Source organism: Corynebacterium zhongnanshanii (assembly GCF_014490575.1).
GTDB classification, from domain to species: Bacteria; Actinomycetota; Actinomycetes; order Mycobacteriales; family Mycobacteriaceae; genus Corynebacterium; species Corynebacterium zhongnanshanii.
In genome coordinates, this window is the sequence record NZ_CP061033.1 from 1,901,775 (window position 1) to 1,926,618 (window position 24,844).

General features: G+C 62.1%; 24 protein-coding genes, 4 tRNA genes and 1 pseudogene. 11 read left to right on the forward strand and 18 right to left on the reverse strand.

What is annotated here, in order from left to right; all coding sequences use genetic code 11:
- Nucleotides 1-177: 177 nt before the first annotated feature.
- Nucleotides 178-1,122, forward strand: coding sequence for a restriction endonuclease (locus tag IAU67_RS08500; RefSeq protein WP_151842234.1), 945 nt, complete (start codon nt 178-180; stop codon nt 1,120-1,122).
- Nucleotides 1,123-1,182: 60 nt separating this feature from the next.
- Here the strand turns inward: IAU67_RS08500 and IAU67_RS08505 are convergent, their stop codons facing one another.
- Complete coding sequence (locus tag IAU67_RS08505; protein ID WP_225723488.1) at nt 1,183-1,413, reverse strand: hypothetical protein; 231 nt, start codon at nt 1,411-1,413, stop codon at nt 1,183-1,185.
- A gap of 233 nt (nt 1,414-1,646) precedes the next feature.
- Between IAU67_RS08505 and IAU67_RS08510 the strand changes: the two genes are divergently transcribed.
- Together IAU67_RS08510 and IAU67_RS08515 are read left to right on the forward strand one after the other, a co-directional pair.
- A complete protein-coding gene (locus tag IAU67_RS08510) occupies nt 1,647-2,066 on the forward strand; it encodes a GtrA family protein (protein WP_151842235.1) in 420 nt (139 codons plus the stop codon).
- On the forward strand, nt 2,063-2,563 hold the full coding sequence (locus IAU67_RS08515) for a hypothetical protein (RefSeq protein WP_151842236.1): 501 nt from the start codon (nt 2,063-2,065) through the stop codon (nt 2,561-2,563). The genes IAU67_RS08510 and IAU67_RS08515 overlap by 4 nt, the downstream gene beginning before the upstream one ends.
- Before the next feature lie 3 nt (nt 2,564-2,566).
- Here IAU67_RS08515 and IAU67_RS08520 read toward each other — a convergent pair whose 3' ends face one another.
- Together IAU67_RS08520 and IAU67_RS08525 are read right to left on the reverse strand one after the other, a co-directional pair.
- On the reverse strand, nt 2,567-3,481 hold the full coding sequence (locus IAU67_RS08520) for a DUF5926 family protein (protein ID WP_151842237.1): 915 nt from the start codon (nt 3,479-3,481) through the stop codon (nt 2,567-2,569).
- A gap of 47 nt (nt 3,482-3,528) precedes the next feature.
- Entirely contained in the window at nt 3,529-4,296 is a 768-nt protein-coding gene (locus IAU67_RS08525) for a glycerophosphodiester phosphodiesterase family protein (RefSeq protein ID WP_151842238.1), read from the reverse strand.
- A 61-nt stretch (nt 4,297-4,357) separates the two neighbouring features.
- Here IAU67_RS08525 and IAU67_RS08530 point away from each other — a divergent pair, with 61 nt between their 5' ends.
- The 4 genes and pseudogenes from IAU67_RS08530 to IAU67_RS08545 all read left to right on the forward strand — a co-directional run bounded on the left by IAU67_RS08530 (nt 4,358) and on the right by IAU67_RS08545 (nt 7,790).
- Nucleotides 4,358-5,251 (forward strand): patatin-like phospholipase family protein, encoded by an 894-nt coding sequence (locus IAU67_RS08530; protein ID WP_225723489.1) that lies wholly within the window; start codon nt 4,358-4,360, stop codon nt 5,249-5,251.
- A gap of 109 nt (nt 5,252-5,360) precedes the next feature.
- Nucleotides 5,361-5,963 (forward strand): superoxide dismutase, encoded by a 603-nt coding sequence (locus IAU67_RS08535; protein ID WP_151842240.1) that lies wholly within the window; start codon nt 5,361-5,363, stop codon nt 5,961-5,963.
- A gap of 184 nt (nt 5,964-6,147) precedes the next feature.
- Nucleotides 6,148-6,672: pseudogene (locus tag IAU67_RS10120) on the forward strand (FGGY family carbohydrate kinase); the annotation flags it as partial.
- 122 nt (nt 6,673-6,794) lie between these two features.
- Nucleotides 6,795-7,790 (forward strand): FGGY-family carbohydrate kinase, encoded by a 996-nt coding sequence (locus tag IAU67_RS08545; RefSeq protein ID WP_151842241.1) that lies wholly within the window; start codon nt 6,795-6,797, stop codon nt 7,788-7,790.
- A 382-nt stretch (nt 7,791-8,172) separates the two neighbouring features.
- Here IAU67_RS08545 and IAU67_RS08550 read toward each other — a convergent pair whose 3' ends face one another.
- The 6 genes from IAU67_RS08550 to IAU67_RS08575 all read right to left on the reverse strand — a co-directional run bounded on the left by IAU67_RS08550 (nt 8,173) and on the right by IAU67_RS08575 (nt 11,669).
- Nucleotides 8,173-8,340 carry a hypothetical protein gene (locus IAU67_RS08550; protein WP_187767896.1) on the reverse strand — a complete coding sequence of 56 codons (168 nt, stop codon included), beginning with the start codon at nt 8,338-8,340 and terminating at the stop codon, nt 8,173-8,175.
- A gap of 276 nt (nt 8,341-8,616) precedes the next feature.
- On the reverse strand, nt 8,617-8,874 hold the full coding sequence (locus tag IAU67_RS08555) for a hypothetical protein (protein ID WP_151842242.1): 258 nt from the start codon (nt 8,872-8,874) through the stop codon (nt 8,617-8,619).
- A gap of 1,043 nt (nt 8,875-9,917) precedes the next feature.
- Nucleotides 9,918-10,008 (reverse strand) — tRNA-Ser (locus IAU67_RS08560).
- A 229-nt stretch (nt 10,009-10,237) separates the two neighbouring features.
- A complete protein-coding gene (locus IAU67_RS08565; RefSeq protein WP_187767897.1) occupies nt 10,238-10,411 on the reverse strand; it encodes a hypothetical protein in 174 nt (57 codons plus the stop codon).
- 108 nt (nt 10,412-10,519) lie between these two features.
- The gene (locus IAU67_RS08570) at nt 10,520-11,158 is read right to left on the reverse strand and encodes a nucleoside deaminase (RefSeq protein ID WP_225723490.1); all 639 of its coding nucleotides are present in this window, start codon (nt 11,156-11,158) and stop codon (nt 10,520-10,522) included.
- A gap of 1 nt (nt 11,159) precedes the next feature.
- Nucleotides 11,160-11,669 (reverse strand): tRNA adenosine deaminase-associated protein, encoded by a 510-nt coding sequence (locus tag IAU67_RS08575; RefSeq protein ID WP_151842243.1) that lies wholly within the window; start codon nt 11,667-11,669, stop codon nt 11,160-11,162.
- 39 nt (nt 11,670-11,708) lie between these two features.
- Here IAU67_RS08575 and IAU67_RS08580 point away from each other — a divergent pair, with 39 nt between their 5' ends.
- Complete coding sequence (locus IAU67_RS08580; protein WP_225723491.1) at nt 11,709-12,728, forward strand: prephenate dehydrogenase; 1,020 nt, start codon at nt 11,709-11,711, stop codon at nt 12,726-12,728.
- 21 nt (nt 12,729-12,749) lie between these two features.
- Here IAU67_RS08580 and IAU67_RS08585 read toward each other — a convergent pair whose 3' ends face one another.
- Entirely contained in the window at nt 12,750-13,751 is a 1,002-nt protein-coding gene (locus IAU67_RS08585) for an MsnO8 family LLM class oxidoreductase (protein WP_151842245.1), read from the reverse strand.
- A 73-nt stretch (nt 13,752-13,824) separates the two neighbouring features.
- On the opposite strand from IAU67_RS08585, the gene IAU67_RS08590 reads away from it, so the two are divergent.
- A complete protein-coding gene (locus IAU67_RS08590; RefSeq protein WP_151842246.1) occupies nt 13,825-14,466 on the forward strand; it encodes a response regulator transcription factor in 642 nt (213 codons plus the stop codon).
- 749 nt (nt 14,467-15,215) lie between these two features.
- Here IAU67_RS08590 and IAU67_RS08595 read toward each other — a convergent pair.
- The 4 genes from IAU67_RS08595 to IAU67_RS08610 all read right to left on the reverse strand — a co-directional run bounded on the left by IAU67_RS08595 (nt 15,216) and on the right by IAU67_RS08610 (nt 17,144).
- Nucleotides 15,216-15,292 (reverse strand) — tRNA-Met (locus IAU67_RS08595).
- 46 nt (nt 15,293-15,338) lie between these two features.
- A tRNA-Thr gene (locus tag IAU67_RS08600) sits at nt 15,339-15,411 on the reverse strand.
- A gap of 428 nt (nt 15,412-15,839) precedes the next feature.
- Nucleotides 15,840-15,921 (reverse strand) — tRNA-Tyr (locus IAU67_RS08605).
- 194 nt (nt 15,922-16,115) lie between these two features.
- Nucleotides 16,116-17,144 (reverse strand): polyprenyl synthetase family protein, encoded by a 1,029-nt coding sequence (locus IAU67_RS08610; protein WP_151842455.1) that lies wholly within the window; start codon nt 17,142-17,144, stop codon nt 16,116-16,118.
- A 172-nt stretch (nt 17,145-17,316) separates the two neighbouring features.
- On the opposite strand from IAU67_RS08610, the gene IAU67_RS08615 reads away from it, so the two are divergent.
- Nucleotides 17,317-18,744, forward strand: a complete 1,428-nt coding sequence (locus IAU67_RS08615; protein ID WP_370451958.1) for a geranylgeranyl reductase family protein — start codon at nt 17,317-17,319, stop codon at nt 18,742-18,744.
- A 166-nt stretch (nt 18,745-18,910) separates the two neighbouring features.
- Complete coding sequence (locus IAU67_RS08620; RefSeq protein WP_151842248.1) at nt 18,911-20,194, forward strand: ATP-binding protein; 1,284 nt, start codon at nt 18,911-18,913, stop codon at nt 20,192-20,194.
- Nucleotides 20,195-20,312: 118 nt separating this feature from the next.
- Here IAU67_RS08620 and IAU67_RS08625 read toward each other — a convergent pair whose 3' ends face one another.
- From IAU67_RS08625 to IAU67_RS08640, 4 genes are read right to left on the reverse strand one after another with little or no spacing between them, the layout of a single operon-like run.
- Nucleotides 20,313-21,005, reverse strand: a complete 693-nt coding sequence (locus IAU67_RS08625; RefSeq protein ID WP_151842456.1) for a demethylmenaquinone methyltransferase — start codon at nt 21,003-21,005, stop codon at nt 20,313-20,315.
- A 10-nt stretch (nt 21,006-21,015) separates the two neighbouring features.
- Nucleotides 21,016-22,338, reverse strand: coding sequence for a glycosyltransferase family 4 protein (locus IAU67_RS09990; protein ID WP_225723492.1), 1,323 nt, complete (start codon nt 22,336-22,338; stop codon nt 21,016-21,018).
- A 5-nt stretch (nt 22,339-22,343) separates the two neighbouring features.
- On the reverse strand, nt 22,344-22,820 hold the full coding sequence (locus IAU67_RS08635; RefSeq protein ID WP_187767898.1) for a DUF3592 domain-containing protein: 477 nt from the start codon (nt 22,818-22,820) through the stop codon (nt 22,344-22,346).
- The gene (locus tag IAU67_RS08640; RefSeq protein WP_483400393.1) at nt 22,817-24,799 is read right to left on the reverse strand and encodes a thiamine pyrophosphate-binding protein; all 1,983 of its coding nucleotides are present in this window, start codon (nt 24,797-24,799) and stop codon (nt 22,817-22,819) included. The genes IAU67_RS08635 and IAU67_RS08640 overlap by 4 nt, the downstream gene beginning before the upstream one ends.
- Nucleotides 24,800-24,844: the final 45 nt, after the last annotated feature.

Consider the following 24,844-nt stretch of genomic DNA (forward strand, 5'->3'; position numbering starts at 1 on the left):
CAATCTGATTGTAGTGAGGTGCCCCGAGATTTGGTTCCGTGTGGGTAAATGAGTGAGGTGTCGCGCCGCACACGACCAGGCCGTGGGCCCGGCGTTAACCCGATCACCCACCGAGGCCGGCGTCGGGTTAGAATCACGATGATCACATTGATATCAAAATGAAAGCAGCACGTGGCGATGACGGTGGACAACACTCCAACAACTGACCAGTTCCGACCAGCTATTTTACGGGCGCTGAACAATGGTAATGAAGTCTCCAGAGGGGACGTCTACCAGTTGACCGCAGACCACATGGGGTTGTCGCAGGAGGTCCGCAGCGAACGGATCGCTTCAGGCAAACTCCGGTACGTCAACCGCATCGGCTGGGCCTGTTCAAGCTTGGTTCAGGCAGGTCTGCTCGAGCGACCACGGCGAGCCCACTACCGCATCACCGACAATGGCAAGGTGGTTGACCAGCGTTCCTTGAGCGAGTATTCCGAGAGGGACATGCTGGAGTGGCCAGTGTGGGTGGCGTATCAGGAAGAGCTTGCCCAGCGTCGGCGCGCGGACGAGACTGCTCCAAGCGTGAGCCCCGATCATCAAGACTCGACTGACCCGGTTGAATCCCTTACCGCCGGTGAGAATGCGTTTAACACCCAGACCGAAACCAAGCTACGCAAAAGGCTCCAAGAATCATCGCCGGAATTCTTCGAGCGCGCGGTGATCGACGTGCTGTGGGCGATGGGCTACGGCGGCGCGCACGGGGAGAAAAAGCACGTGGGCCGTACTCGTGACGGTGGCATCGATGGGATCATTCGCCAAGATGCCCTAGGACTGACGAACATCTACATCCAGGCCAAGCGCTACGCGGACTCGAACAAGGTCGGCGAACCCGAGGTGCGTAACTTCATCGGTTCGCTCGATGCCAGAGGTGCGAACCTTGGCGTCTTCATCACCACTTCCTCGTTTCAGCCCGCAGCAGAAAAGACCGCAGCTGGTTACCGGCACGGCAAGATCGTGCTGATCGACGGCATCAAGCTCACCTCCTTGATGCTCGCCTACGGGGTGGCTGTTCACAAGGCCCACGAATTCACGCTCTACGAAATCGACGATGACTTCTTTGAAGAGGACGAGCTGGGCTAATCCCCACCACAGGCGACGGAGTGACAATCAGGAGCTCTGCAACCAACGAGCTAGAGGCGCTTAGCGAGGCCCCTTGGTGGTGACGAGATTCAATGCTCCAGTGGTCGCGGCTACGACCGAGGGAACAATCACTAGCGCGTTGAGCTCAGTCGTGAGAGTTAGCTGGTAGGCGGCAATCCCTGAGACGATGCCGATGACCAGGAGGATGATGCTGGGGATGTCGAGCCCCTTCTTTGGGCGCGCCGAATCGAGCTTAAGACTGTCGTCGTGCATCCGGCTCTTGAGCGTCATGAGTCTTCTCCTCCTTGTGAATCTTCAGAATAGTCCATTTCTTGGTGGTTCGACCAAGCAACTCAGCTCAACTGCCTTGAAAGCCGCCTCAGTGAAGCTGGCTGTGTTACGGTTTTGCAGAATGGCGTGACGAGATCTTTACGATCCCCTATCCGCTGGCGGACCGCCGGCTCCTCACCCCGTGGCCCCCAGGCCTGTCACCGTATTGATATCTCATTTTCCAAGGAAAGCCCATGAAGAAGATTCTTACCTTTACCCTCGTGGGCATAGTAGGAGCCTTCTTCGACTATGGGACTAGAACCCTACTGCTCCACGTAGGCGTTCTTGGCTTCTTAGCTCGAGGATGCAGCTACATCGTGGGAAGCACCGTCGCTTACTACCTGAACAGCTATTTTACTTTTAATGGAAACCGGTCCAGGACAGAAAAAGCCCGCGCGGCTGCCGTGTACTGCCTATGCTTCACAGCAGCAGTCCTGGTTGACCTCGCAATCAGAAAACAGTTTCCCGAAGTGCCGCACGTTCTTTTATGGTCCTGGGTATTCTCTCAAGCAGTCGCCACGGTTCTGAACTTTTTACTTCAGAACTTCTGGGTGTTTAACAATCCGACCCAAACTGAAGCGACGCCTGCTTCTCATAGAAAAGAGACACCATGACCACCACATGGGAACCAGTCCCCCTGAAGTACCGATGGATTGGACATCTGATCACCGGTGTTGTCCCATCTGCATTGACGTTCGCCCTCGCTGCAGGAGGCACACGCCTGCTTCCGTACAAACCCCTGGACACTGACCTCCAGGGCACCGTCACCTGGGGTTGGTTAATCACAGAATCCCTATCTGCCGTCTTCGACCAGCGCTATGCGATCAAACACCAACACGACGCACCCGGCGGATGGGCTCCCATCTACTGTCGTCTGGCCAGCTGTACAGCGGCACACTTCGCACTGTCGTACGCAGTATCCTCCTCCGCTCGCTACGCCTCCCTCGTCGCGGCAAGCGCAGGCGCAGCTGAACTCACCTGCGCCTGCGCTTTAAAAAACTGGGAAAAAGGAATGTCCCGCGAAGAAGTGCGGGACGCATGGAAGAAAACAGTAGAAATGACCAAGGCGATGCGTGAAGAAAGCCGTGGGCCCAACCCCACGCACCAGTAGCAGCTAGCGGATCGTGACCTCGCGAGACACGATCGTCTGCTTCGCCTTCTGCTCATCAGCCGTCAACGGCTCCGTCGCCGCCAACGCCTCAGAGATCTTGGCATCCAACGTCTCCAAACCATCAGCCCACTCGTTGTGACCCTTGGAGTTATCCAAGTCCCACACAGGAACCAACACATCATGGGTACGGAACACACCAGCGAACTTGGAGCCCTCACCCAGGTGCAGATCACCGGCAGCCAGCAGACGAGCCAACGCGTTCAGCAACTCCGCTTCCTCCTCCGGGCGAACCCAACGGATGTGAGCCTTCTCGCCCGGATTAATCCACCACGCAGCACCAGGAACGGACGCATCCACCCGGTCAGACGGCAGCACGGAATCATTCGCACGCTGCAGCGTTGCCGCAATCTGAGGGTTCTTCAACGCCTCTTCCGTCAGCCACCAGCTAAAGTCCTGAGACACCTGAATGTCAGCAACCTGCTCCTTATCCAACAGATCCGCCAACGGAGGCTCAGTACCGTCCGCGATACCAACATCCAGGGACGCACCAGGCTGCGCGTTCAACGCCCAGTTCAAGCAGTACGCCAAATCGCGGTTAGGGTTATCACCCCTGCGCTGCGTCTGCAACGCAACAAAAGCCTCGCCACCATCGCTCTCGGAACGGCGCAACGCCGCCACCGCACCCGGCAGCACCGTCGCAATGTGAATCGGGTACTCGGCACCCGCCACAGTGGCCTGGAAATGGGCAGAAGGAACGAACTCCTGCAACGCAATCAAGTCCGACTCCATCGCAAAACCACCATAAGGGCGAGGGTCCTTCTGCAACTTCGCACGCTCAGCAGCGCGAGCCGCAAGCTTCGCCTGACGGCGGCTCATGCCCTCGGGAAGCTGTTCCTTATTCTTATTTTTCTTAGACACGCGCAACAGTTTAGCGGGTCTAGCAAACACTCACCACTCACACCCACTCACACATCCCGCCACTGCACCGCCATCCCCGGGAAATTCGTCGCCAACCAATCCACACCCCGAGCCTTCGCCCACATCACATCCCGCTCCTGATCCACAGTCCACATATACGTCCCCCGCCCAAAACGCCCAATAATGTCCGGCCGCACCTTCCCCCGTGCCAAAGACACCCCATGCGAATGCACCACCCCCGCCCGCTCCAACGCCGGATTCATCACCTTCTGAAACTCCCTACGCAACAAAATCCTGTGCGTCCGCGGACTCAACCCCCGAAAACGCCACAAACTACTCGGATTAAAACTCAACACATGCACGCGCCGCATCATCTCCGCAGACCCTCCCCCACCCCCACCACCAGCAGCTCCCCTGGCCTCCAACTCCTTAAACAATTCCCACTCCACAGCAGCCCCAAAACGATTCGGGTGTTTCGTTTCAATAAAGAGCTCCTGACCATCGCGACCCCCGGCGTCGTAGAAAAAATCAAGCAATTCCCGCAACGTCACAATCCCCGCAGGACGCTCCACGGTCCCGAAATTCAACCCCCGCAACTCCGCCAACGTCATCTGCGAGATCAACCCCCGCGGACGCCCCGCATCCACACACGTCCGCGCCACCGAACGATCATGAAAACACACCAACTGATGATCCGCCGTCAACCGCACATCACACTCATAGCCATCAGCCCCCTGACGCAGCGCCAACTCATACGCCCCCATGGTGTGTTCCGGCAACTCTCCGCTAGCACCTCTGTGCGCCACGACCTTCATAAACACTATTACTAGTCCCCCTGAACGCACCTCGCCACCGGAAGTACTAGCCTTAAGATCTGTGAGCACGAACCTGGACTTCAACGTCACCGATACCGCCCTGGTATTCGAAGGCGGGGCCATGCGCGCGGTCTACTCCGCAGCCGTCGTAGAAGCCCTCATTGAATCCGACGTGCGCTTCAGCTGGGTCGGCGGCAACTCGGCCTCCACCAGCCACGTTGCCTACTACATCGCCCGCGAACCCCAACGCATCCGGGACATGTACACCACCTTCCCCGCCGACCCCCGCTTCGGCGGCGTGCGCACCTGGCTACGCGGCAACGGCTTCTTCAACTCAGAGTTCATCTTCGGCCAAGCCGGCTCACCCGGCCACCCCCTCCAACTGGACTGGGACAAAGTGGTGAACTCCAACGTGCGCTTCCGCATGTCTGGATTCAACCCCGCCACCGGCGAAACCCGCCACTGGGGGCCCGAAGACATTACCAGCACCGCCGACTTCTTCCGCCACGCCCGCGCGAGCTCCACGTTGCCGATCCTCATGCCGCCCGTAATACTCGACGCCCAGCCCTGGTTCGACGGAGCCTTCGGACCCACCGGAGGCATCCCCATCGACGCAGCCATCCACGACGGATTCGACCGCTACCTCTTCGTGCTGACGCGCACACGCGACTATGTGAAAAGCCCCTCCCGCTTCTCCTCCGTCATCCGCCGGTACTACAAGGACTACCCCCTGCTGGCCGAATCCATGATCACCAGGCACACCCGCTACAACCAGGCGAAAGAGCACATCTTCGAACTGGAACGCCAGGGCAAGGCGTACATCTTCGCGCCGGAAGAGATGCGGGTGAACAACGGCACGCGAAACCCGAAGCTGCTGGAGGGCGCGTATCGGGCAGGGCTGGCGCAGGCGCGGCGGGAGATGCCCGCGATTCGGGAGTTCCTGGGTTTGAGGTAGGCCTATGTTGTACGCCCGCAGCGAAAAAACGTTGCACAAACCACAAAAAATCTGGACACTGGATACTACACGTGAAAAACCCACACAAGGAAAGGTAAGGGAAAACACAATGGCAAAGTACGAACTCCCAGAGCTGGATTACGCATACGACGCACTGGAGCCACACATCTCCGGCGAGATCATGGAAATCCACCACACCAAGCACCACCAGAATTACGTTAACGGTGCAAACGCCGCCCTCGAGAAGCTCGAGGACGCACGCAAGAACGATTACATCGGCACCGCCGTCACCGCACTGTCCAAGGACCTGGCATTCAACCTCGGTGGCCACACCAACCACTCCCTGTTCTGGAAGAACCTGTCCCCTAACGGTGGCGGACAGCCAGAAGGCGCACTGGCAGAAGCCATCGAGCGCGACTTCGGCTCCTTCGACGCATTTAAGGCTCACTTCAAGGCTGCCGCTCTGGGCCTGCAGGGCTCTGGTTGGGCAGTGCTGGGCTACGACAAGATCGGCGAGCGCCTGGTTATCGAGCAGATGACCGACCAGCAGGGCAACCTGTCCATCGACCTCGAGCCACTTCTGCTGCTGGACATGTGGGAGCACGCGTTCTACCTGCAGTACAAGAACGTGAAGGCTGACTACGTTGAGGCTGTGTGGAACGTCTTCAACTGGGATGAGGTATCCGCTCGCTACGAGGCTGCTGTTAAGTAGTAGGCAGTAGGCTGTAGTACCAGCTGGCCGACCTTCGGGTCGGCCTTTCTTTTTGTCCAGCGCGCTCGCAAAGCCTGCAGGTTGTACAAATTGTTCGACTAAAACGCCAAATTTGGGGCCAAATTTGGCGTTTTGAGCGAACAATTTGTAGGCCTTCCTGATCCAAGGCCCGTACCCTGAACCCATGGCCCCACTCATCCTCGCCTGCGACTTCGGAACAACCAGCCTCAAAGCCGCACTCTTCCACCCCAGCAACCCCACCGCACCACTGCGCACCCTCGAAGCCGCCTACCCAACCTCCGGCACCACCCAGTGCGCTGAGGATTGGTGGGCCGGTTGGCGTCGGATAATGTCATCAATTTCCCCCGACGCCAAGCCCTCCATCATCAGCCTCACCGGCCAGATGCAGGATCTCGTGTGCACAGACGCCGCCGGGCGGGCCGTCGCTCCGGCCACGCTCTACACAGACACCAGCGCGACGCGCGAAGCCCGCGTGCTCCACGAACGCCTCCCAGACTGGGAGCGCATCACCGGCAACGAGCAGGGCGCGAACTCGCCGGCGGCCATGTGGATGAAGGGTGTGCCGGCGGGCACGCAGCGCGTCCTGTTCGGGCCGGCTGGGTACATCGCGGCGCGGCTGGGGCTCGGATTCCACGTGGACTGCACCACGGCATCCACCACCGGGCTTATGGACTTCACGACGCGGAGCTGGTCCACGCGCGTGGCACGCGCCGCGGGGATGCCGATGGAGGTGCTGCCGGAGATCAGCGATGGGGTGATCGGTTCGGTGGGCGTCAATGACCTGGGGATGCCGGGGCCACGAGCCTCGGGGTGCTGGGTGGAGTGGGCTCGGCGCCGAGCGCCGCCGAGCGCGCGACAGGATCAAAGGTGCCGGATGGCGTGGGTTCGGCGGGACCGGGTGGTTCGGGTTCAGTTGGATCGGGATACGTGTATCTGGGAACGTCCGGGTGGTATGCCGAGATTCTTGAGGACGGCCAGCGGCCCGACTGGCCTGGCGCTTTTCACACGCTCGCGCTTCCTGGTGGGCGGGCGCTGGCTATCGCGGCGGTCCTGTCGGCGGGAGGGACGGCGCAGTGGGCACGAGAGCGGATCCTGGGTGGGGCGACTCCCGAGGAAGCTGATGCGCTGCTCTTGCAGCGCGGAGCGGAGGACCAGCGCGAGGCGAGCGCACAGCAGGAAGCGGAAAACCAGCGCGAGGCGAGCGCACAGCAGAGCGTGAACACCCACCGCGGCTGGACCGGGATCACCAGCCTGCCCAGCCTCCACGGCGAACGCTTCCCGATCCGGGACGACTCCGCCACGGCAGCCCTAGTCGGCCTCACCGGAAAGCACACTGCGGCCGACCTCTATAAGGCAGTTCTGGAAGGCGTGGCACTGAGCCTGGCTCCTGCTATCCCGGCTGGAGAACAGCATGGGGTGCTTCCCATCACGGGTGGTGGGGCCGCGTCCCGCCCATGGCTGGAGATCTTCGCGGATGTTGTGGGGCGGCCTGTGGCGGCTGCGCCTGACGCGCATGCGTCGCTGGTGGGGGCGGCGTTGGCTGCGTCGGAGGTGCTCTGTGAACAGCGCGTCCAGCAGGGTAGCCCCGAGCAAGAATCACAGCCTAAGCACCCACCACACTCCAAGCTGTCGGATCAGCACAGCGAGCGCCGATCACACCCCGAGCACCAACCGCACCCCGCTCCGTGCGATCAGCACATCATCCCCCACAGCGCGCAGGCTCACGCCACATACGCGAAAGCCCAGGAGTTACACCTGAAACTCCAGCGCACTCTCTCCGAGATCCCCTGCAAATTGTTCGACTAAAACGCCAAATTTCGGCCCAAATTTGGCGTTTTGAGCGAACAATTTGCACCTCCCAGGAGGTCAAGCCCAGTCAAATCCAACCAAGGCCAGCCAAGCACTCGAAACAGTCGTGAATCCCCACCCCATCTCCTGCCCCAGACTCCACAACCCTGTTCATCATCGCTGCCGACCCCGCCTCAGCCGGCCTCTATACGTGCACTTCCAGAATCCCAGACCCGCACACAACCGCAGCCACTACCTCCTCCGGGGCATTCACGCAGCCGAGCCGCTTTTGGTTTTCGGCACCCCACTTTTCACGTACATGCGGCTGCTTTTGTTCCGGTGTGGGTGGCACGTCCTTGGCTACGGTCCTCAGCCTTACGTGGCGTTGTCCCGCGTTGTGCTAGCGCCGACGCCTGAGCTTCCATCTCCTCGGCAGTGCCGTGTCGTCAGTGTCGGTGTCGTCACTGGCCTCTGTGGTGGTGTCCGCTTCATCAGCGGTGGTGGTGTTGGTGGTGTGTTGGCCGCCGTGTGCACCTTCGATGAATCGGAGCCAGGTGTTGCTGTGCATGTAAACGTGTTCTCCTTTTTCAGGGGTTTGCCGCCCACATAGGGTGGGCATGAGAAAACCCCACCACCACGCGGCCTTTTCGGCCGGTATGTGTGGTGTGGGGTGTGGTGCGGACGCTGGGAATCGAACCCAGACACACAAACGGTGTGTTCCACCGGCTGGACGGCGCTGTATTTGTTAAAAAGCCTGATTTTTATCAGATAGGCAGGCTTATCCCTACCGATTTTGCTAACAGTGCCTCGATCCAAGACCTAAGACACCGCCGTGAAGCCTGCGCTAAGACAGCTCACCAGCCGCTAGCTTACGTTCACAGATCTCAATTACGGGACCGATGAACGGATCGGAAGAATACTCCTTCTTCAGTCGCTGAACAATTTCTGGAGTGACAGCGCCTTCTTCCAACGCATCTTCAAGCAAGTTAGCAATCGCTGACTCTGGCTCACCTGCAGCATAATCTTGTTCAGCTAGATCCCTATACACACTAGGAGGAAGCGTCGCGTCGAGCCATTCATATTCCTGATAAACATCAGTCATGACGCACCGCCTTTCTACCTACTCTCTTAACCGGGTATGCACGAACAGACGTTTCTCTCACGATACCATTTGTCACAGCGTATTGTGCCATAACAATGGTGTCATTGAACTTTCTGTAAACACGCCGTCTACTCGTCCCCGCCGCCGGTTCATAGTACTTCGGGTTTTCCAACGTCTCCACGACAGCATTAGCAATCTTCTGATCACTCCACGACTTCGGAAACTTCGACGCACGCACACGCTGAGAATCCCACGTATGCCCCATACGAGAATCCTCAGAATGCTTCACCACCTCCTCACCCCTACGCGGCCGATCACGCCAACCATGCAACACATGAGCCACAACCCGATTCAAATCCGCGGGCAACGACTCACCCGGAAACACCCTAGAGGTGCCGTCACCCCGATAGGCCGGCACCTGCACACGCGTCAAAGCCGACCAAGGCTCTCCACCAATGAGGCGACGCTGTTCAAGAAACTCCCCAAACTCACGCACATCACGCGCCCCAGACTCATCCCACAACCGCTGAAGATCCCGGTTAACCCGAGGCAAATCAGCCCCACCACGCGACGCCAAAGACGCACCCCGGAACACCATGCCGCTCGGCATATGTACGAGTCTGGGAATTTTGACGGTTACGTACTACTCCGCCGTAAATGTGAAGCGCCCCAGGCTTCCCCTCCGACTCAAACGAAACAAAACCTTGGACAATTCAAAATGCCGCATACCGGCACCGGACACACAGCGTGCCGCGTAATCTCCCCGGCACAACCATAGGACTTTGTCGCAGTTGTTGAGCATTTCCCCAGGACAAAATCTCGAAAGAGCGAAATAATCCTATGGTTGTGCCACGGCGCCTCCCAACACGACCGCGACACCCCGACAGCAGACACGAATTTTGTCGCATAACCCTGATTATTTTGACCAAACTTTGACCACCGGGGGTGTCCAAAATGGACTCGCGTGGAATAGACTGCAACAGCGCCCCCACCTGCACAGATACAACTAAACCCCAGCTCATCGCTGAACTGGGGAAAGTGATTGGCGGTAGTGGCGGGATTTGAACCCGCGGTTGGGGGTTACCCAACACTCGCTTTCGAGGCGAGCACCTTCGGCCGCTCGGACACACTACCATCTGCTGTTTTGTAGCCTGGAAACCGTCGACGGCTTCCCTGCAACACAGCACGATACAGATTAACACAGCTGGCAACCAGCCAGAAAAACAGGCGCGCTCCGAAAACCGGAGTGCGCCTGTTCGATACGAAGGCCGCTAGCCCCAAGCCAACCGGCCTACAGCCAGTCAGCTCAGGCCGACCAGCCTCAAACCGGCCGGCCCCAAGCCAGCCGGCCCGCAACGAGAATCTACTTCTCGTCCTCGCCCAGAACCTTGTCCAGGCCCTTGCTCAGGGCGTCCTTGCCCTTGTCGGCGTTGTCGCCGAGCTTGTCGTCAGCGATCTGTCCAGCCTTGTCTTCAATCTTGTCGCGGTTGTCGGACGCCAGGTCCTTTGCCTTGTTTCCAAGATCTCCGAGTCCCATGTGTCACTCCTTGAAATTAATCTTCTCGTTTCTGTCCATCTACCACCGTACGGAAAAATGTTGCCGCGTGCAGGGGCTCCCCGTTGTCCCCTTTACCGACGCCGCCTCTCATCCCCGAAGTCTCGCGAAAAACTCCGAGAGCAGCGCTGTGCCCTGTTCTTCCAGCACGCCTCCGCGCACTTGGGTTTTGTGGAGGGGATGCTCCCGCGGGATGTCCCACACGCTCCCGCACGCCCCGGTGTTTGGTTCATAGGATGCGAACACGATCCTGTGCACGCGGGCTCCCACCAGCGCGCCGGCGCACATCGCGCACGGTTCCAGGGTCACGTACGCCGTGCAGCCGGTGAGCCGCCACCCGTCGATGCCGCCGGCCCCAGCGCTCCCGTCACCGCCAGTGCTCACGTCACCGCCAGTGCTCACGTCACCGGAAGCACTCACGTCACCGGCGCCGCCCTCGGCGTGCGCGCCCGTGCCCGCGCCCCCGCGCGCGCTCGGCACGCGCGCAGCGCTCACGGCCTCGCGCATCGCGGCGATCTCCGCATGTCCCAGCGGGTCTCCGTCCGCTTCGCGCCGGTTCGTCCCGCACCCCAGTTCCTGCCCTTGTGGGGACACGATCACTGCCCCCACCGGCACGTCCCCCGCCGGCGCGGACGACGCCACCTCAAACGCACGGCGCATCCACCGCTCATCGGCGGCGTCCATCTCCGGCTGCGGCAGTCCCGCCCCGATCAGCCTGCCCGCGCCCACGCTAGTAGTCCAGCTCCAAGCCCACCTCGTCAGCCAACTGCTCCGCGAAACCCAACTCCTCAGCCACACGCATCACCTGCTCGGATGCATACAGCTCCTCGTCGTCGAAGATCACGGTCAACACCTGCTCCGACGCCCCCAGGTCCTCCAGCAGCTCAAAATCCCCTTCAGGCCACGGCTCGTCACACTCCTCGACCTCTTCCTCGGACGGAGAATCTACCCCCAACTCATCCAGAATGTCATTGGCGAGATAGTAATCTAACGCCGCGGTGGCGTCGGATAATAATAGGCGCGCACCCCCCGGCACAGGGCGAACAATGGCAGACCAGTCGTCGTCCATGCACACGAAGCACACCAGCGCACCCTCGGCGCGCAGCCCTCGCAGCTCTTTCACCAGTTCGTCCAGGCTTTTCAGAGAGTCACTCTGCAGCTCCTTCACGTCCCAGCTGCCCTCGCGGCCCACGGCGGCAACGGCGAAGGTGATCTCGTCTGCATCATTGCTGTTAGTCATATGCACAACGGTAGTCGGTTGTGTGGTTCACTGGGTAGTGTGAACGTAAAAAATTCCCCCGACGCCCCCTCCGTCTGCATCCTGGGCCTCGGCCTGATCGGCGGTTCGCTGCTGCGCGATCTTACCGCCGCGGGCTTCAACGCCTACGGCTGGAACCGTTCGGAGTCCACGGTGCGCGCCGCCACGGCGGATGGCTACGACGTGACGGGGAACCTGGAGGACGTGCTGGTCCGGGCGCGGGAGGACAACGCGCTACTGGTGCTGGGGGTGCCGATGCCGGCCCTGGATTCCCTGCTGGGGGCGATTGCCGAGCACGCGCCGGAGTGCGGCCTGACGGACGTGACGTCCGTGAAAGCGCCCGTGCTGGAACGGGTGCGCGCGCATGGGCTGGAGGCGCGGTTCGTAGGCGGCCACCCGATGGCGGGAACCGCCGACTCCGGCTGGAAAGCCACCATGCACGGCCTGTTCGACGGCGCCGTGTGGGTAGTCGCGCACGATAACGCGCCGATCGGCTCGGCCGGACAGGCGCCGTCGCGGGCGAACCCGTGGACGAAAACGTGGCACGCCGTGGTGGACATGGCCCACGCCGCCGGGGCGGTGGTGGTGCCGGCGCACGCGAAGAACCACGACCGTGCGGTGGCGCGGATCTCCCACCTGCCGCACATCGTGGCCGAGACCGTCGCGATCGGCGGCGACCTGGGTGGGCCGTTGGCGCTGAGCCTGGCTGCCTCCTCCTTCCGCGACGCCACCCGCGTGGCCGGAACGGAACCGCACCTGGTGCGTGCAATGTGCGAAAACAACCGAGAAGGCCTGGTGGAGGCACTGGACGAGGCCGTGGAGCTGATCCGCCAGGCCCGCGAGGACCTGGCCAGCGGCGGCACCGTGCGGGGCCTGACCGAGGACGGGTTCGCCGCGCGCGGCCGGTTCGAGGCGCGCGCGGGCCGCTCCAAAGGCGACGCCACCAACCGCCCCATCTTCAACGTGCACCCCGGGAAGCCGCGGTGGATCTCGCAGCTGGATGCGGCGGAGCAGGCCGGCGCGGAGATCACGATTATCTGAGCCGGCGCGCGGCGGTGTGCGCTACCACCCGCGAGCGATCTCCATGAGCAGCCGTTCGCTTTCCTCCCGCCCCTCGCGGTCGGGGATGTCCCCGGTGATGAGGAACTCGTCGATGGTGTAGTCGCTGCCGCCGATCCGGTCAGCGATGCCGTGCAGCGCCTCGTGCACGCGCTCGGGCGTGCCGGTCAGGTGCTGCGCCTGCATCTGCCGAACGCGTTGCCGCTGTTGCTCGCTCAGCGCGTCCAGGTCCAGGTTGCGGGCGGGCTGCAGCGGCTCGAATCGCCCTGTGGTCTGTGATACTGCCTGGGAGTAGGCTTCTGGCAATAATAAATCCGACGCCCAAGCCTCCTCCTCCCCCACCGCCACGTGCAGAGACGGGATGATGTGTGGAGAGCCCAGGGCTCCTTCGCGGAAGTTGTCTACGTATGCTTCGGCTGCGGCGACTTGGGTGTCGATGGGCCCGCCGAGGATCACGCCCAGGCCAAGGTGTGCGGCTTCGAGCGCGGAGCGGTAGCCCGCGAGCACGAACACCGGCGGCGCGCTCGCCGCCTCCGCGGCGAGCCGCGGGCGCTGTGTAATCGGTGCCTCCCCCCTCAGATACCGCACCACCTCCGCGAGATCCTCCCCAAACCTCTTCTTCACCGCCACCGCATCTTCCTGACGCAACGCCTCCCGCACCGGCTGCGTAAACCCCACCGACGACCCCAGCCCCACATCCACACGCCCCCGATGCAACGCCTGCAGAGTAGCGGCCTGCTCTGCCACCACCAGCGGCGGATACGTCGGCACCATAATCCCGCCCGTGCCCACACGGATCGTGGAGGTGTGGTTCAAGATATGGTTCGCCAGGATCGCGGGTTGCGAACCCGCGATTCCTGGCACCGCATGATGCTCAGCCACAAAAAAGCGATGAAACCCCATGGATTCGGCCGATTTCGCGTGAGTGGTGACTGCGTGGAGAACGGCGGCGTCGGAAGAAAAATCGACAGTCGTGATTGCCCGATCCAATAGAGAAAAACGCATAAGCCCAGCCTAATGAATTGCGGCGCTGCGCTACCATGATGATCGGCACGCGAGACTCTCAACCCCGAACATTATGAGCACACGGATCCTGATTATCGACAACGACCCCACCATTCTGGATACCCTGCCTGCGCATTTTTCTAGCGCTCGCGATATGACGATAATTGACGTGATGGCGTCTGGGATGCCGGCGCTGGAATGGCTGGACGAAAACACGTGCGACCTCATTCTGACCGGCATGGAACTGCCCGATATTGATCAGTGGGAACTGATTGAGCATTTGCAGCGGGACTATCCGGTGCCGTTTATCGTGTTGGCGTCTGAGCATTCCGAGGAGGCGATGCTGGAGTGCTTGCGCATGGGCGCGGTGGGGTACGTGCTAAAAAGTCAGACGCCGGACGCGATCCTCGCCGCCGTCCGGAATGCGGCTCATGGCGGGGCGGCGTTATCGATCGCGAGTGTGCGCAGGCTTGTTGAGATGAGCGCGGCGTGTGGCGGAAGTGCGGCTGACGGCTTGATGAACAACGCCGCTGACATTCTCAGCGAATCCGAACTGCTCGTGCTAGACCTGCTGCTCCAAGGCTTCCCCAATAAGCGCATCGCCGAAGAATTGAACTACTCCGTCTCCTCGATCAAACAGAAGACCTCGGCAATTCTGAAAGCCACCGGCACAGCATCGCGCACGGAGCTGATCGCCAAATACCACCAGTCTTAGCGGCACGGCAAGCAACTCTGTACTTAAGTACAGAGTTGCAGCGCTGGTCTAGATATTTTCTGCTCAACGAACGATAATGAAGAACATGCGTTGTTTGCAACGAGGCCTCGGCGTCGGATCACAGGTTTGCACACCCGCACAAACGACGATCAACAGGAAGGCACATCATCATGGGCAAGAACACACCCGCCATATCCTGGGTATTGATAACAGTCGGGCTAGTCCTGACCGTCCTTTTTATCGTGGATGTTGTCGACTCAACGGCCGGTCTGATCGGGATGTTCGCATGCGCTCTCGCATTGATCTTCAAAGGCCAACACATCAAAAACCAACACACTAAGAATCAATAGGGTCATGAACAGGGCCATGGACTGAGACGACGAAGGTCTCGAGCTCCCAGGGCCTGACGATGAGGAGGAAAACCATGGATCGTCAAGAGAATCTGATCCTATCGTGGATATTTTTGCTACTTGGACTGCTCAACGTTGTCCTATTCTTCATCGGCAAAGCCGACGTTACTTCCCTAACGATAGGTGTATTGGCTTTGACCGCAACTGGCATCACGTGGCGGCGCCTCCGCAAACAGAAAGAGGCGGAAGAGCGCAGATCAAATGATAGTGTGCGCGCCTCGGACAGCTGATTCGTAGCAGGCAGATGGTTGATCGAGAGCGAGCCTGCAACGACTCTCTGAACTCAAGAGCGACGCAAGCAAAACGAAATCCCGGCAGGATCCTGCCGGGATTTCTAAGTGGTAGCGGTGGGGGGACTCGATCCCCCGACCTCACGATTATGAGTCGTGCGCTCTAACCAGCTGAGCTACACCGCCACGTTAGTCGGTCAAAACCTGAAGCGTAGAGCACAGGCATTGACAGAGCCCCCTGACGGAATCGAACCGTCGACCTTTTCCTTACCATGGAAACGCTCTGCCGACTGAGCTAAGGGGGCATATCTTTACTATGCAATCCCGCGCCTTCTTTCGTTGCGCTGTCTTGCTCCGTAAGACTCGATTAGCTTAACCAATAGCGAAAAGATACACAAATCAGCAGGTAGATCCACAAAAACGCGCTACTTTCGCGCTGCTTGCAGCCGTGCCGTCAAAGCAGCCGAACCACCTGGGCTCTCTGGAGCGGACAATTGGTGCGACCCAGACAATCCCGACAGCACTGGCTGGGACATTGCCAGCCCTGTCGGCGGTAGGCACGCTGGCACAACCATAGGTGTTTGACGCAGTTCTTGAGCATTTCCCCAGGATAAAATCTCGAAAGAGCGAAATAATCCTATGGTTGTGCCGCGGCGCCTTCCAACACGGCCGGAAGGCGAGAAATGAAAGCAGAAACCCGCGGGACTCAACGAGTCCCGCGGGTTTCACACTGTGCCAGATGATGGATTCGAACCAACGTAGGCAATGCCGACGGATTTACAATCCGCTCCCTTTGGCCGCTCGGGCAATCTGGCGCGCACTTTAACGTGCGTTAGGTACTCTACTACGAAACCCCCACACTCACGCAAATCAGCAGCTCAGAGCGCGCTTTTTGACGCCACGCTCAAGCACGCAGTTGGCAGCTCGCTCCATGCAAGGGCTGAAGCACACACGGACGCGCAGGCGCTCACGCGCGGCGGCCGGCGCTGCACCCGCAGCGCGCGCCGCGCTAACCCAAGCGCTTCAACGACAACGTCAGCAGCGCGCGCAGCGCATCCGTCACCTCGCCAGCCGGCAACGCATCCAGCTCCTCTTCCGCCAACTGGCGGTATCGCTCCACGTCCGCCTCAGCCTTCTCACGCCCCTCCGAAGCGCGGATGAGGGACAGCGCTTCGTCCACGAGAGCATCCTCGGCCACAGGCCCCGTCAGGATCTCCCGCAGCCGGTCGCCCGCAGCACCGTCCTCCCGCAGCGCGTACAGCACCGGCAGGGTCCACACGCCCTCGCGGAGGTCCGTTCCCGGGACCTTGCCCGAATCCTTCGGATCCGACCAAATGTCAATAATGTCGTCCACAATCTGGAACACCTGACCCATGTGCCGGCCGAAGCGGAACAGCGCATCGCGCACCTCATCCGGCGCACCCGCGTGCATGGACCCCAGGTACCCAGCGGACGCGATCAGCACACCCGTCTTTTCCTGGATCACCTTCATGTAGTGCTCGATCTCGTCGCCACCGGGCTCGCAGCCCACCGTCTCGCGCATCTGTCCGGTCACCAGCTCCCGGAACGTGGCGGCGAAGTGCTTCACCGTCCCGGTCCCCAGCTCGGCCATCATGTCGGACGCCACAGCAAACAAGTAATCGCCTGCCAAAATCGCCACTGAGTTATTCCAGCGAGCGTTTGCGGATTCCGCGCCTCGGCGTCGGTCGGCTTCGTCCATCACGTCATCGTGGTAGAGGGTCGCCAGGTGCGTCAGTTCCACCACAACAGACGCATTGACCACATCATCAGACATCGACCGCGGGCCATACATGCCAGCCAGCAGCGCAAACATCACGCGGAAGCGCTTGCCGCCCGCCACGGCCAGGTGGCTGATCTTGTCCACCAGGAAGTCCTCGCCCTGGGCCAGCTGGCGGTGCAGTACCGTTTCGGCGTTCTGCAGCCCGGCGGTCATCGCCGCGTTCAGCTCCGGGGACCCCAAATCCGGGGCGGCAGGCGCCGTGGGGATGGCGGTGGTCTGCGCGGACGTGGCCGTCATGGCCGACGTAGCGGCGCCTGGGGCGGCCGTCGTGGCAGGTGCAGCGGTGTTTGCCGAGTGGGATGCCATGGTGGTAGCTTGTCTCATCCTTCATATTCGGGCAGAAATACTTGTCCCAGATTACCTTAGACGTCGCGTTGCTTGGGCATTAGGCGTTTGTGGAACAATGAGGATGATGTCTGACTTGCGCGATCCTGCCCCTTTTATTCCCCCGACGCCGAAGCGCACCCCCGCCGCAGCCTCCCCCCTTAAGCCGGCGCGGGGTGAGGAGCTTTCTGCTGATCTTGTGATTATCGGCGCGGGCCCGGCGGGGTCCGCGGCGGCGTTCCATGCGGCGCGGACTGGGATGGATGTGCTGGTGGTGGATATGGCGGATATGTTGGCGTCTCCACGGGATAAGACCTGTGGTGATGGGCTCACGCCGCGTGCGGTGGCGGCGTTGGAGGCGTTCGGGCCGGCGGGGCGGGCATTGCTGAATGGCCGTCCGCATATTCGCGGCTTGAAGCTGCATGGTTTTGGGGGTTCTGTGACGGCCCCGTGGCCGGAGCGCGGGGCGTTCCCAACCCGCGGGAGCGCCGTGGCCCGAGTGGAGTTGGATGCGGCGTTGCTGCGCGCTGCGGTGGACGCGGGGGCGCGGTTCGAGGGCGGCATTAAGGCCACGGGTGCGGATACCGGCGGAAGTGCGGGGTCGGAGATCGTTCACGCGGTAATCGGCGTGCGCGACGGCCAGCCAGTCAGGATCCGTTGCCGACAGCTGCTGCTGGCGGAGGGCGTGCGCAGCGGCGTAGCCCGGCAGCTGGGCGTGGAGTGGCTGCGCGGACTAGTGCATGGCGTGGCGGCGCGGTCATACGTGCGCACACCCGCGGGCGCCGACGAGTGGATTCACTCACACCTGGAGCTGCGCAGCGCCAACGGGGTGGCGCAACCCGGCTACGGGTGGATGTTCCCGCTCGGCGCGGGTGAGCCGGGTGGGGCGAGCGGCGGCGTCGGTAGGGCAAATTTGGGGTGCGGCGCGTTGGCGACCAGCACCCGCCCGGCAGGAGTGAACACGAAAAAGTTGCTGCTGGAGTACGCGGAATCCGTGCGGGACCTGTGGTCGATTGAGGGGCAGCCGCAGAACGTGAAGTCGGCGCTGCTGCCGATGGGCGGTGCGGTGACGCGCGTGTCCGGCCGCAACTGGGCGTGCATCGGCGACGCCGCCGCGCTCGTGAACCCGCTCAATGGCGAGGGGATTGATTACGCGTTGGAGTCGGCGCGGCTCGTGGTCCCCCTTTTATCCGACGCCCAGCGCAATCCCCACGGACTTCTCTACCAATGGCCGGCGCTGTTGAGGAAGGAATACGGGGATGCGTTTTCTTTGGCGCGCCGGTTGGCGATGGTGCTGACGATGCCGGGGTTGCTGGCAGCGATCGGACCGGTGGGGATGCGTGGGCCGTGGGCGCAGTCGGTGATGGGCACGGCCGCGCGGTTGATGGGGAACCTGGTGACGCCGGAGGATCGCGATGTGGCCGGCCGCCTGTGGCTGGGAGCGGGGCGGCTATCGCGCGGGGTGGACCGCGTGCTGGCGGCGGACGCGCGGCCGCTGTTCGGCCGCACGTAACCCGCGCCGGTACGATTTTCCCGATTCAACCGGGAAAATCTTCCTAGTACACTAGGGTAAATTTTCCTAGTTCGCTAGGGTAAATCTTCGTAGTTTAGAAGGGTACATCTTCCTAAAATGCACTTTTAGCTGGCATTATGTGAGCTTCTCAACTAAGCTTCATTGTATGAATCGAAGCTACCGCCGGAGAGCGATAGACAGCCTGCTGGACAACTACCTCCCACACCTGCCAGCCATCGCCATCGAAGGCCCCAAAGGCGTGGGGAAAACAGAGACAGCACGGCAGCGCTCCACCGCCGAGCTTCGCTTAGATACACCGGGCATGGCCCAACTTCTGGAAGCTAATCCCGGCCACATCACCGACGCCGAAGGCACACTGCTCATCGACGAATGGCAGCGATACACTCCGTCGTGGGATCTGGTTCGCCGCGCTGTCGACGACGGTGCCCGCCCCGGTTCCTACTTACTGACCGGAAGCGCTTTTCCACCGGTGGGCAGCGCCATCCACTCTGGTGCTGCACGGATTGATGCTGTCCGCATGCGGCCTTTTACACTGCAGGAACGTCTCGATTCATCCCCAGCACTGCGCATCGAATCCTTCTTTAACCCCTCCGCCGACGAAGCAACCGCTAGTCATCCCACAAACACTATTGAGGAGCTGGACCTGACCCCAGAGTGGTACGCCACAGAAATATGCCGCTCGGGTCTCCCAGGCATCATGGACCTCCCTGAAAACTTGCGTGTCACGAGGCTCGATTCCTACATGGAACGCCTAGCAACCCACGAGTTTCCCGAGCAGGGCTTAAGGGTACGAAACCCACAAGCCGTCCTTCGATGGCTCACCGCTTACGCCGCAGCCACATCACAGACCACGAGCTACACCGAAATTCTGGACTACGCCACCCCAGGTGAAGCGACCAAACCCTCGAGATCTACCGCCGATGCGTACCGCAACCTGCTTGAACAGCTCATGATCCTGGAACCGCTTCCAGCGTGGACCCCGCTCATCGCCGGTTTCCCGAAAACCGCCAAGGCTCCCAAGCATCACTTGTGCGATCCGGCTCTGTCCGCGCGCCTGCTAGGCGCACGTCCACACTCACTGATCAGCGGCGATCCGCAACAGATTCAGTTGTTCTCCCAACTCTTCGAATCCTTGGCTGTGCTCACGGCCCGAGTGGCCGCCGAAACTTTCGGTGCTCGAGTGTCACATCTCCGAACGCACAAAGGCGACCACGAAGTCGACATCATCGTTGAAGGCCCTGACAAGAGAGTCCTCGGCATCGAGGTGAAGATCTCTCCCGTGATTAAAGACGAACACGCCAAGCATCTTCACTGGCTCCACAAAACTCTCGGGGACAGGTTCACTGGAGGGATCATCGTCCACGCTGGACAGCACTTCTACCAGCGGCGCGATGGGATCTGGGTGGTCCCGCTCGCCGCGCTCGCCTAGCGCGCGACGCGCGCTGGAGTGTGACGGCCCAGCAGCCAAGCGCGCGGAACGCGGGCGCGGGCTCGACGCGGGCAGGATGCTGCGCGGGGTCGCGACGAGAGGTTACGCGGCGAAGGCGCTAGGCCAGCGGTTTCGTGGCGCTGTGGAGCGCCACGATACCGCCCGTGAGGTTCTGCCACCCCACGTTCTCCCAACCGTTCGCAGAAATCTCCGCAGCCAACTCCTCCTGGTCCGGCCACGCGCGAATCGACTCCGCCAGATAAATGTAAGCCTCCGGGTTAGAAGACACCACCTTCGCGACCTCAGGCAAAGCCCGCATCAAGTACTCCTTGTAGATGGTCTTAAACACCGGCACCACAGGAGTCGAAAACTCCGCCACCGCCAACTTGCCTCCCGGCTTCGTCACACGCGCCATCTCCCGCAGCCCGGCACGGAAGTCCACGATGTTGCGCAGGCCGTAGTTGATGGTAACGGCGTCGAAGGTATTATCCTCAAACGGCAAATTCGTGCCATCGGCGCAGATCATCGGCAAATTACGGTGCGCACCCGCCTGCAACATCCCCAAAGAAAAATCGCACGCAATGCAGTAGGCGCCCGATTCAGAAAACTCCTCCGTGGACACGCCCGTGCCCGCGGCGAGATCCAGCACGAGGTCGCCTTTGTGCAAGTCCAGGCGTCGCCGGGTTCGTTTACGCCACAGTCGGTCCTGGCCGAAGCTCAAAACGGTGTTGGTGAGGTCGTAGTTCTTTCCCACGGCGTCGAACATGGACGCCACCTCGTGGGGCTTCTTTTCTAGGCTTGCCCGTGACATGAGTGCCATCTTATCGCCTCGGCATAATAACCATCGCCTCGGCGTAATAACCCAGGAGCTGGTCACAGATTTTCTCCCAGGTCTTGCCCTGAACGGACTGGTACGCACGGGCCTTGAAACCGTCCAGATCCGCGGCGATAGCCTCCACAGCGCCGGGCAGCGCGCGCTCAAAACCGTCCACGTCCAGCAGGTATCCGTTGTGACCGTCCTCGATGAGGTCGATCGGGCCGCCGGCGGCCGGAGCGATCGTCGGCACCCCGGACGCATGAGCCTCCTGGATCGCCTGACAAAACGTTTCCAACTCGCCGGTGTGCACGAACACATCCAACGACGCGTACGCCCGCGCCAGCTCCTCGCCGTAGAGGGCGCCGGTGAACTCGGCGCCCGGCATGAGCTGTTCAAGACGGGCGCGCTCGGGGCCGTCGCCTACGATCACGAGCTCGATCTCGTACCCCTCCGACGCCGCACGCGCTGCCGACTCACCGTGATCAACCGATTCGCCGTGACCCGCCGACTCAACGCGCCCTACCAACTCACCGCAGTCAGCCGACTCGACGTGACCCGCCGACGCGCTGTGTGTGGCAGGCACGGCGCGGTCGAATAACACAGCGCGCCCGGCCAGCACCGCCAGACGCTCCACCGACTTTTCCGCCGCCAGCCGGCCGATAAACCCCACGCGGATCGTGCGTCCGGTCACGCACGCCGCTCCGTGCTGCGGCACAGCAACCGCCCCGTCCGCCCCAGGTGCAGTCTCACCGGCCGGCCCGCGCTTCGCGGGATGAAACCGCTGCGTATCCACACCGCGCCCCCACTGCCGCACGCGCTCCACGCCGTGCGCCGACAACTCCGCAATGGACGCCGACGACGGCGCCAGCGTCATCGCACACCGATTATGAAATACACGCATCCACCGCCAGGACGCCTTCTCCAGCACACTCAAGTGATAGCGGCTGGTATAGCCCGCCACATCCGTCTGATACACCGCCACCGCGGGAATCCCCAAAGTCCGCGCCACCAGCGCAGCAGCCCCGCCCACCACGAACGGAGACGCCAAGTGCACCACATCCGGCTTATACCGGCGCAGGGTGCGCACAAGGGTCGGCGTCGGAACCCCCACGGGCAAAGAGTTAATCAGCGGCAGCTTCACCGCCGGCACACGCACCACTCGGAAACCCTGATAATGCGTCACCTCCGGCTTCCCGTCGCGGGCCGCGGGGGCGATCACTGTGGCGTCGTGTCCCCGGGCGCGGCAATACTCCAGCACACGCAGAACGGAATTGACCACGCCATTGACCTCGGGCAGGAAACTCTCCGCAACAATCGCCACGCGCATGGCCTCTAGTGTGGCTCCTTCACATCACGGGCAGACGTCCTCCCGGTTAACCCCCACGCAAACTTTCGCAAACTCCAGGTGACAGCCCAGCGCAGCCCCAGCACGATCGCCAGCAGCGCCGCCATGGACGTCCCCGCCGGCAGGAACGCCAACGTCCAGGACCGGCCCTGCACTTTCACGTTCTCCGGGTCACCGATCTGGTAGTCCACGCGCACGCGCTGCCCTTCCACCAGCCCCACGGGGTATTTCAGCCCCACTTCCGGCTGGTGGTAGTTCCCTTCGGCGTCTGGGAAGCGGACGGTGGTGCGCAGCGTGCCGACGTTCAGCACCGTGGCAATGCTGGTGCCGCGTTGGGAGGAGATGCGGGCGTCGTCCATGGCGGAGGTCGCGACCATCCCGCCGCACACCAGCACCACGAAGATGCTCAGGGCGAGCGCTACCTGGTTGATGCGCCGGAGGACGATCTCTTGTCGTGGTGTCATCGTTGCGGATTAACTGTGGTTACGATGTGTTGTTCTATTGTCCGACGCCAAGCGCGATCCACCACAGCCTCCACCACCGTGATGCCTTCGTTGCCCAGCTCTTCGTGTTCTTCCACGATCCGTGCCAGGTCTTCCACGGAGGTGGCCTGGTGGTAGTCCGCAGAGAAGGCGTGGCAGATGTCTTCGATGTTCGCGCCGGTGGGGGTGCCGAAGACGCGTTCGAAGGCGGGGGTGCCGTCGCCGAAGGTTCGGAGGGCGTCCCGGCCGGGTTCGAGGGTTTCGAAGATGCCGCCGCCGTTGTCGTTGGTGACAACGATCAGCATGTTGGAGGGGCGTGGTTCGTGGGGGCCGATGTTGAGGGCGGTGGCGTCGTGAAGGAAAGTGAGATCGCCCATGACCGCGACGGTGCGTGGGGCGCGGATGGCCGTGGGGTCGGCGGCGGCGTGAGCGAGGGCGGCGCCGATGGCGGTGGAGATGGTGCCGTCGATGCCGGCGGCGCCGCGGTTGGCGAGGGTACGGACGCCGTCGAAGGGGAGGCCGGCGCGGGAGGCGTCCCGGACGGCGGTGGAGGCGCCGAGGACGAGGAGGTCTCCGACGGAGAGGCTGTCTGCGACGACCGCCACGGCGTGCGCGGCAGAGAACGGCGCGCCGCCCGCCGCGCTGTTTTCTGCGCCGCCCGCAGTGCTACCTGCGGCGCGCGGGAGGCGGAGCGCCTGGCGGACGGCTTCCGCTCCCATGTCGGACACGCCGCGGCACACGTCCAGCCAGGCCTGTGGAGAGTCGTTCTCCAGGCGGATACGGCTGCCGACCTGCACAATGTTCGTGGCGAACGTCGGGTAGTTCTCCACATCCGTGAGGACGGTGACCGGAATGTCCGGGTCCTTGAGCAAGGCGGTGACGGCGCGGTGGAGGGTGGGGCGGCCCACGAGGATGATGTGCTCGGGGCGCGTCATCGCGGAGTACTCGCCGTGGGCCACCACGCCGGCGGTGAACATGCCGATGGCTGCCGAGTGCACGGGGAAGTCCGGCGCGGCGGCGGTGGGTTCAGCGATGGTGGGGACGTCCGCGAGCTCGTCGCTGATGGCGCGGGCCCAGGCTTCGTCGGCGCTGGAGCCGGCGATGACCAGGGTGCGCTTCGCCAGATCGACGCCAACCTCACCATATGGAAGCGCCCTGTTCCTGCGCGGATTCTCCCTCGCGTCCCGCGCCGCTCCACTCGCTATGTCTGCTCCGCTCACAAGCCCGGCCGCGCCCGCTGCAGCCTCGTGTGCTGCTCCGTTCCCGGCCTCACGCCCGGCAACTTCGCCTGCCGGCTCTGCCTCGCTGGCCGCCTCGCGTGCCAGGAGGCTCACCACATCCGTGCTCTCCGGCACGAGTGGCTCCTCCAACGGCACGTCCACGTGCACGCCACCGGGGTTCAGCGGGTTCAGCGCGGCCGCGACTGCTTCATCGATCACGCGACGCACGCTCGCGCCGGTCACACCCAGCTCGCTCGCATCAGCATCGGCTGCACCAGACCCGCCGCCGGCCGCCACGAGATCGCGCACGCTCCCGCCGTCGGTGGTCAGCGTCGCGCGAGCATGAACACCAAAAATCTCTGCCTGCTCAATCGTCTGATTCGCGCCAGTACCCACCAGCGCCAACGGTCGATTAGCCGACAGCACCATCAACGGCACCCCCGCCATGGACGCCTCCACCATCGCAGGCAGACAATTCGCCACAGCCGTACCGGACGTCATCACCACCGGCACCACACGCCCCGACGCCTTCGCCAAACCCAACGCCAGAAACGCCGCCGTGCGCTCATCCGTCCGCACATGCACCCGCACACGCCCAGTCCGATCCGCCTCCGCGAACGCCAACGCCAACGGCGCCGACCGCGAGCCCGGACACACCACAGCCTCCCGCACCCCGGCGCGAATCAGCTGATCAACAACAGTCACACCAACAACAACGGAGCCCTGGGCCTCAACATCCAGGGCCTCAACATCTGGAGTATCGACATCTGGGGCATCTACATCTGG

Coding starts and splice junctions, on each gene's coding strand:
- IAU67_RS08500 (WP_151842234.1), top strand. CDS start 178: ATGACGGTGGACAACACTCCAACAACTGACCAGTTCCGACCAGCTATT.
- IAU67_RS08505 (WP_225723488.1), bottom strand. CDS start 1,413: ATGACGCTCAAGAGCCGGATGCACGACGACAGTCTTAAGCTCGATTCG.
- IAU67_RS08510 (WP_151842235.1), top strand. CDS start 1,647: ATGAAGAAGATTCTTACCTTTACCCTCGTGGGCATAGTAGGAGCCTTC.
- IAU67_RS08515 (WP_151842236.1), top strand. CDS start 2,063: ATGACCACCACATGGGAACCAGTCCCCCTGAAGTACCGATGGATTGGA.
- IAU67_RS08525 (WP_151842238.1), bottom strand. CDS start 4,296: ATGAAGGTCGTGGCGCACAGAGGTGCTAGCGGAGAGTTGCCGGAACAC.
- IAU67_RS08535 (WP_151842240.1), top strand. CDS start 5,361: ATGGCAAAGTACGAACTCCCAGAGCTGGATTACGCATACGACGCACTG.
- IAU67_RS08550 (WP_187767896.1), bottom strand. CDS start 8,340: ATGCACAGCAACACCTGGCTCCGATTCATCGAAGGTGCACACGGCGGC.
- IAU67_RS08555 (WP_151842242.1), bottom strand. CDS start 8,874: ATGACTGATGTTTATCAGGAATATGAATGGCTCGACGCGACGCTTCCT.
- IAU67_RS08565 (WP_187767897.1), bottom strand. CDS start 10,411: ATGGGACTCGGAGATCTTGGAAACAAGGCAAAGGACCTGGCGTCCGAC.
- IAU67_RS08575 (WP_151842243.1), bottom strand. CDS start 11,669: ATGACTAACAGCAATGATGCAGACGAGATCACCTTCGCCGTTGCCGCC.
- IAU67_RS08585 (WP_151842245.1), bottom strand. CDS start 13,751: ATGCGTTTTTCTCTATTGGATCGGGCAATCACGACTGTCGATTTTTCT.
- IAU67_RS08590 (WP_151842246.1), top strand. CDS start 13,825: ATGAGCACACGGATCCTGATTATCGACAACGACCCCACCATTCTGGAT.
- IAU67_RS08610 (WP_151842455.1), bottom strand. CDS start 17,144: ATGACGGCCACGTCCGCGCAGACCACCGCCATCCCCACGGCGCCTGCC.
- IAU67_RS08615 (WP_370451958.1), top strand. CDS start 17,317: ATGATGTCTGACTTGCGCGATCCTGCCCCTTTTATTCCCCCGACGCCG.
- IAU67_RS08620 (WP_151842248.1), top strand. CDS start 18,911: ATGAATCGAAGCTACCGCCGGAGAGCGATAGACAGCCTGCTGGACAAC.
- IAU67_RS08625 (WP_151842456.1), bottom strand. CDS start 21,005: ATGTCACGGGCAAGCCTAGAAAAGAAGCCCCACGAGGTGGCGTCCATG.
- IAU67_RS09990 (WP_225723492.1), bottom strand. CDS start 22,338: ATGCGCGTGGCGATTGTTGCGGAGAGTTTCCTGCCCGAGGTCAATGGC.
- IAU67_RS08635 (WP_187767898.1), bottom strand. CDS start 22,820: ATGACACCACGACAAGAGATCGTCCTCCGGCGCATCAACCAGGTAGCG.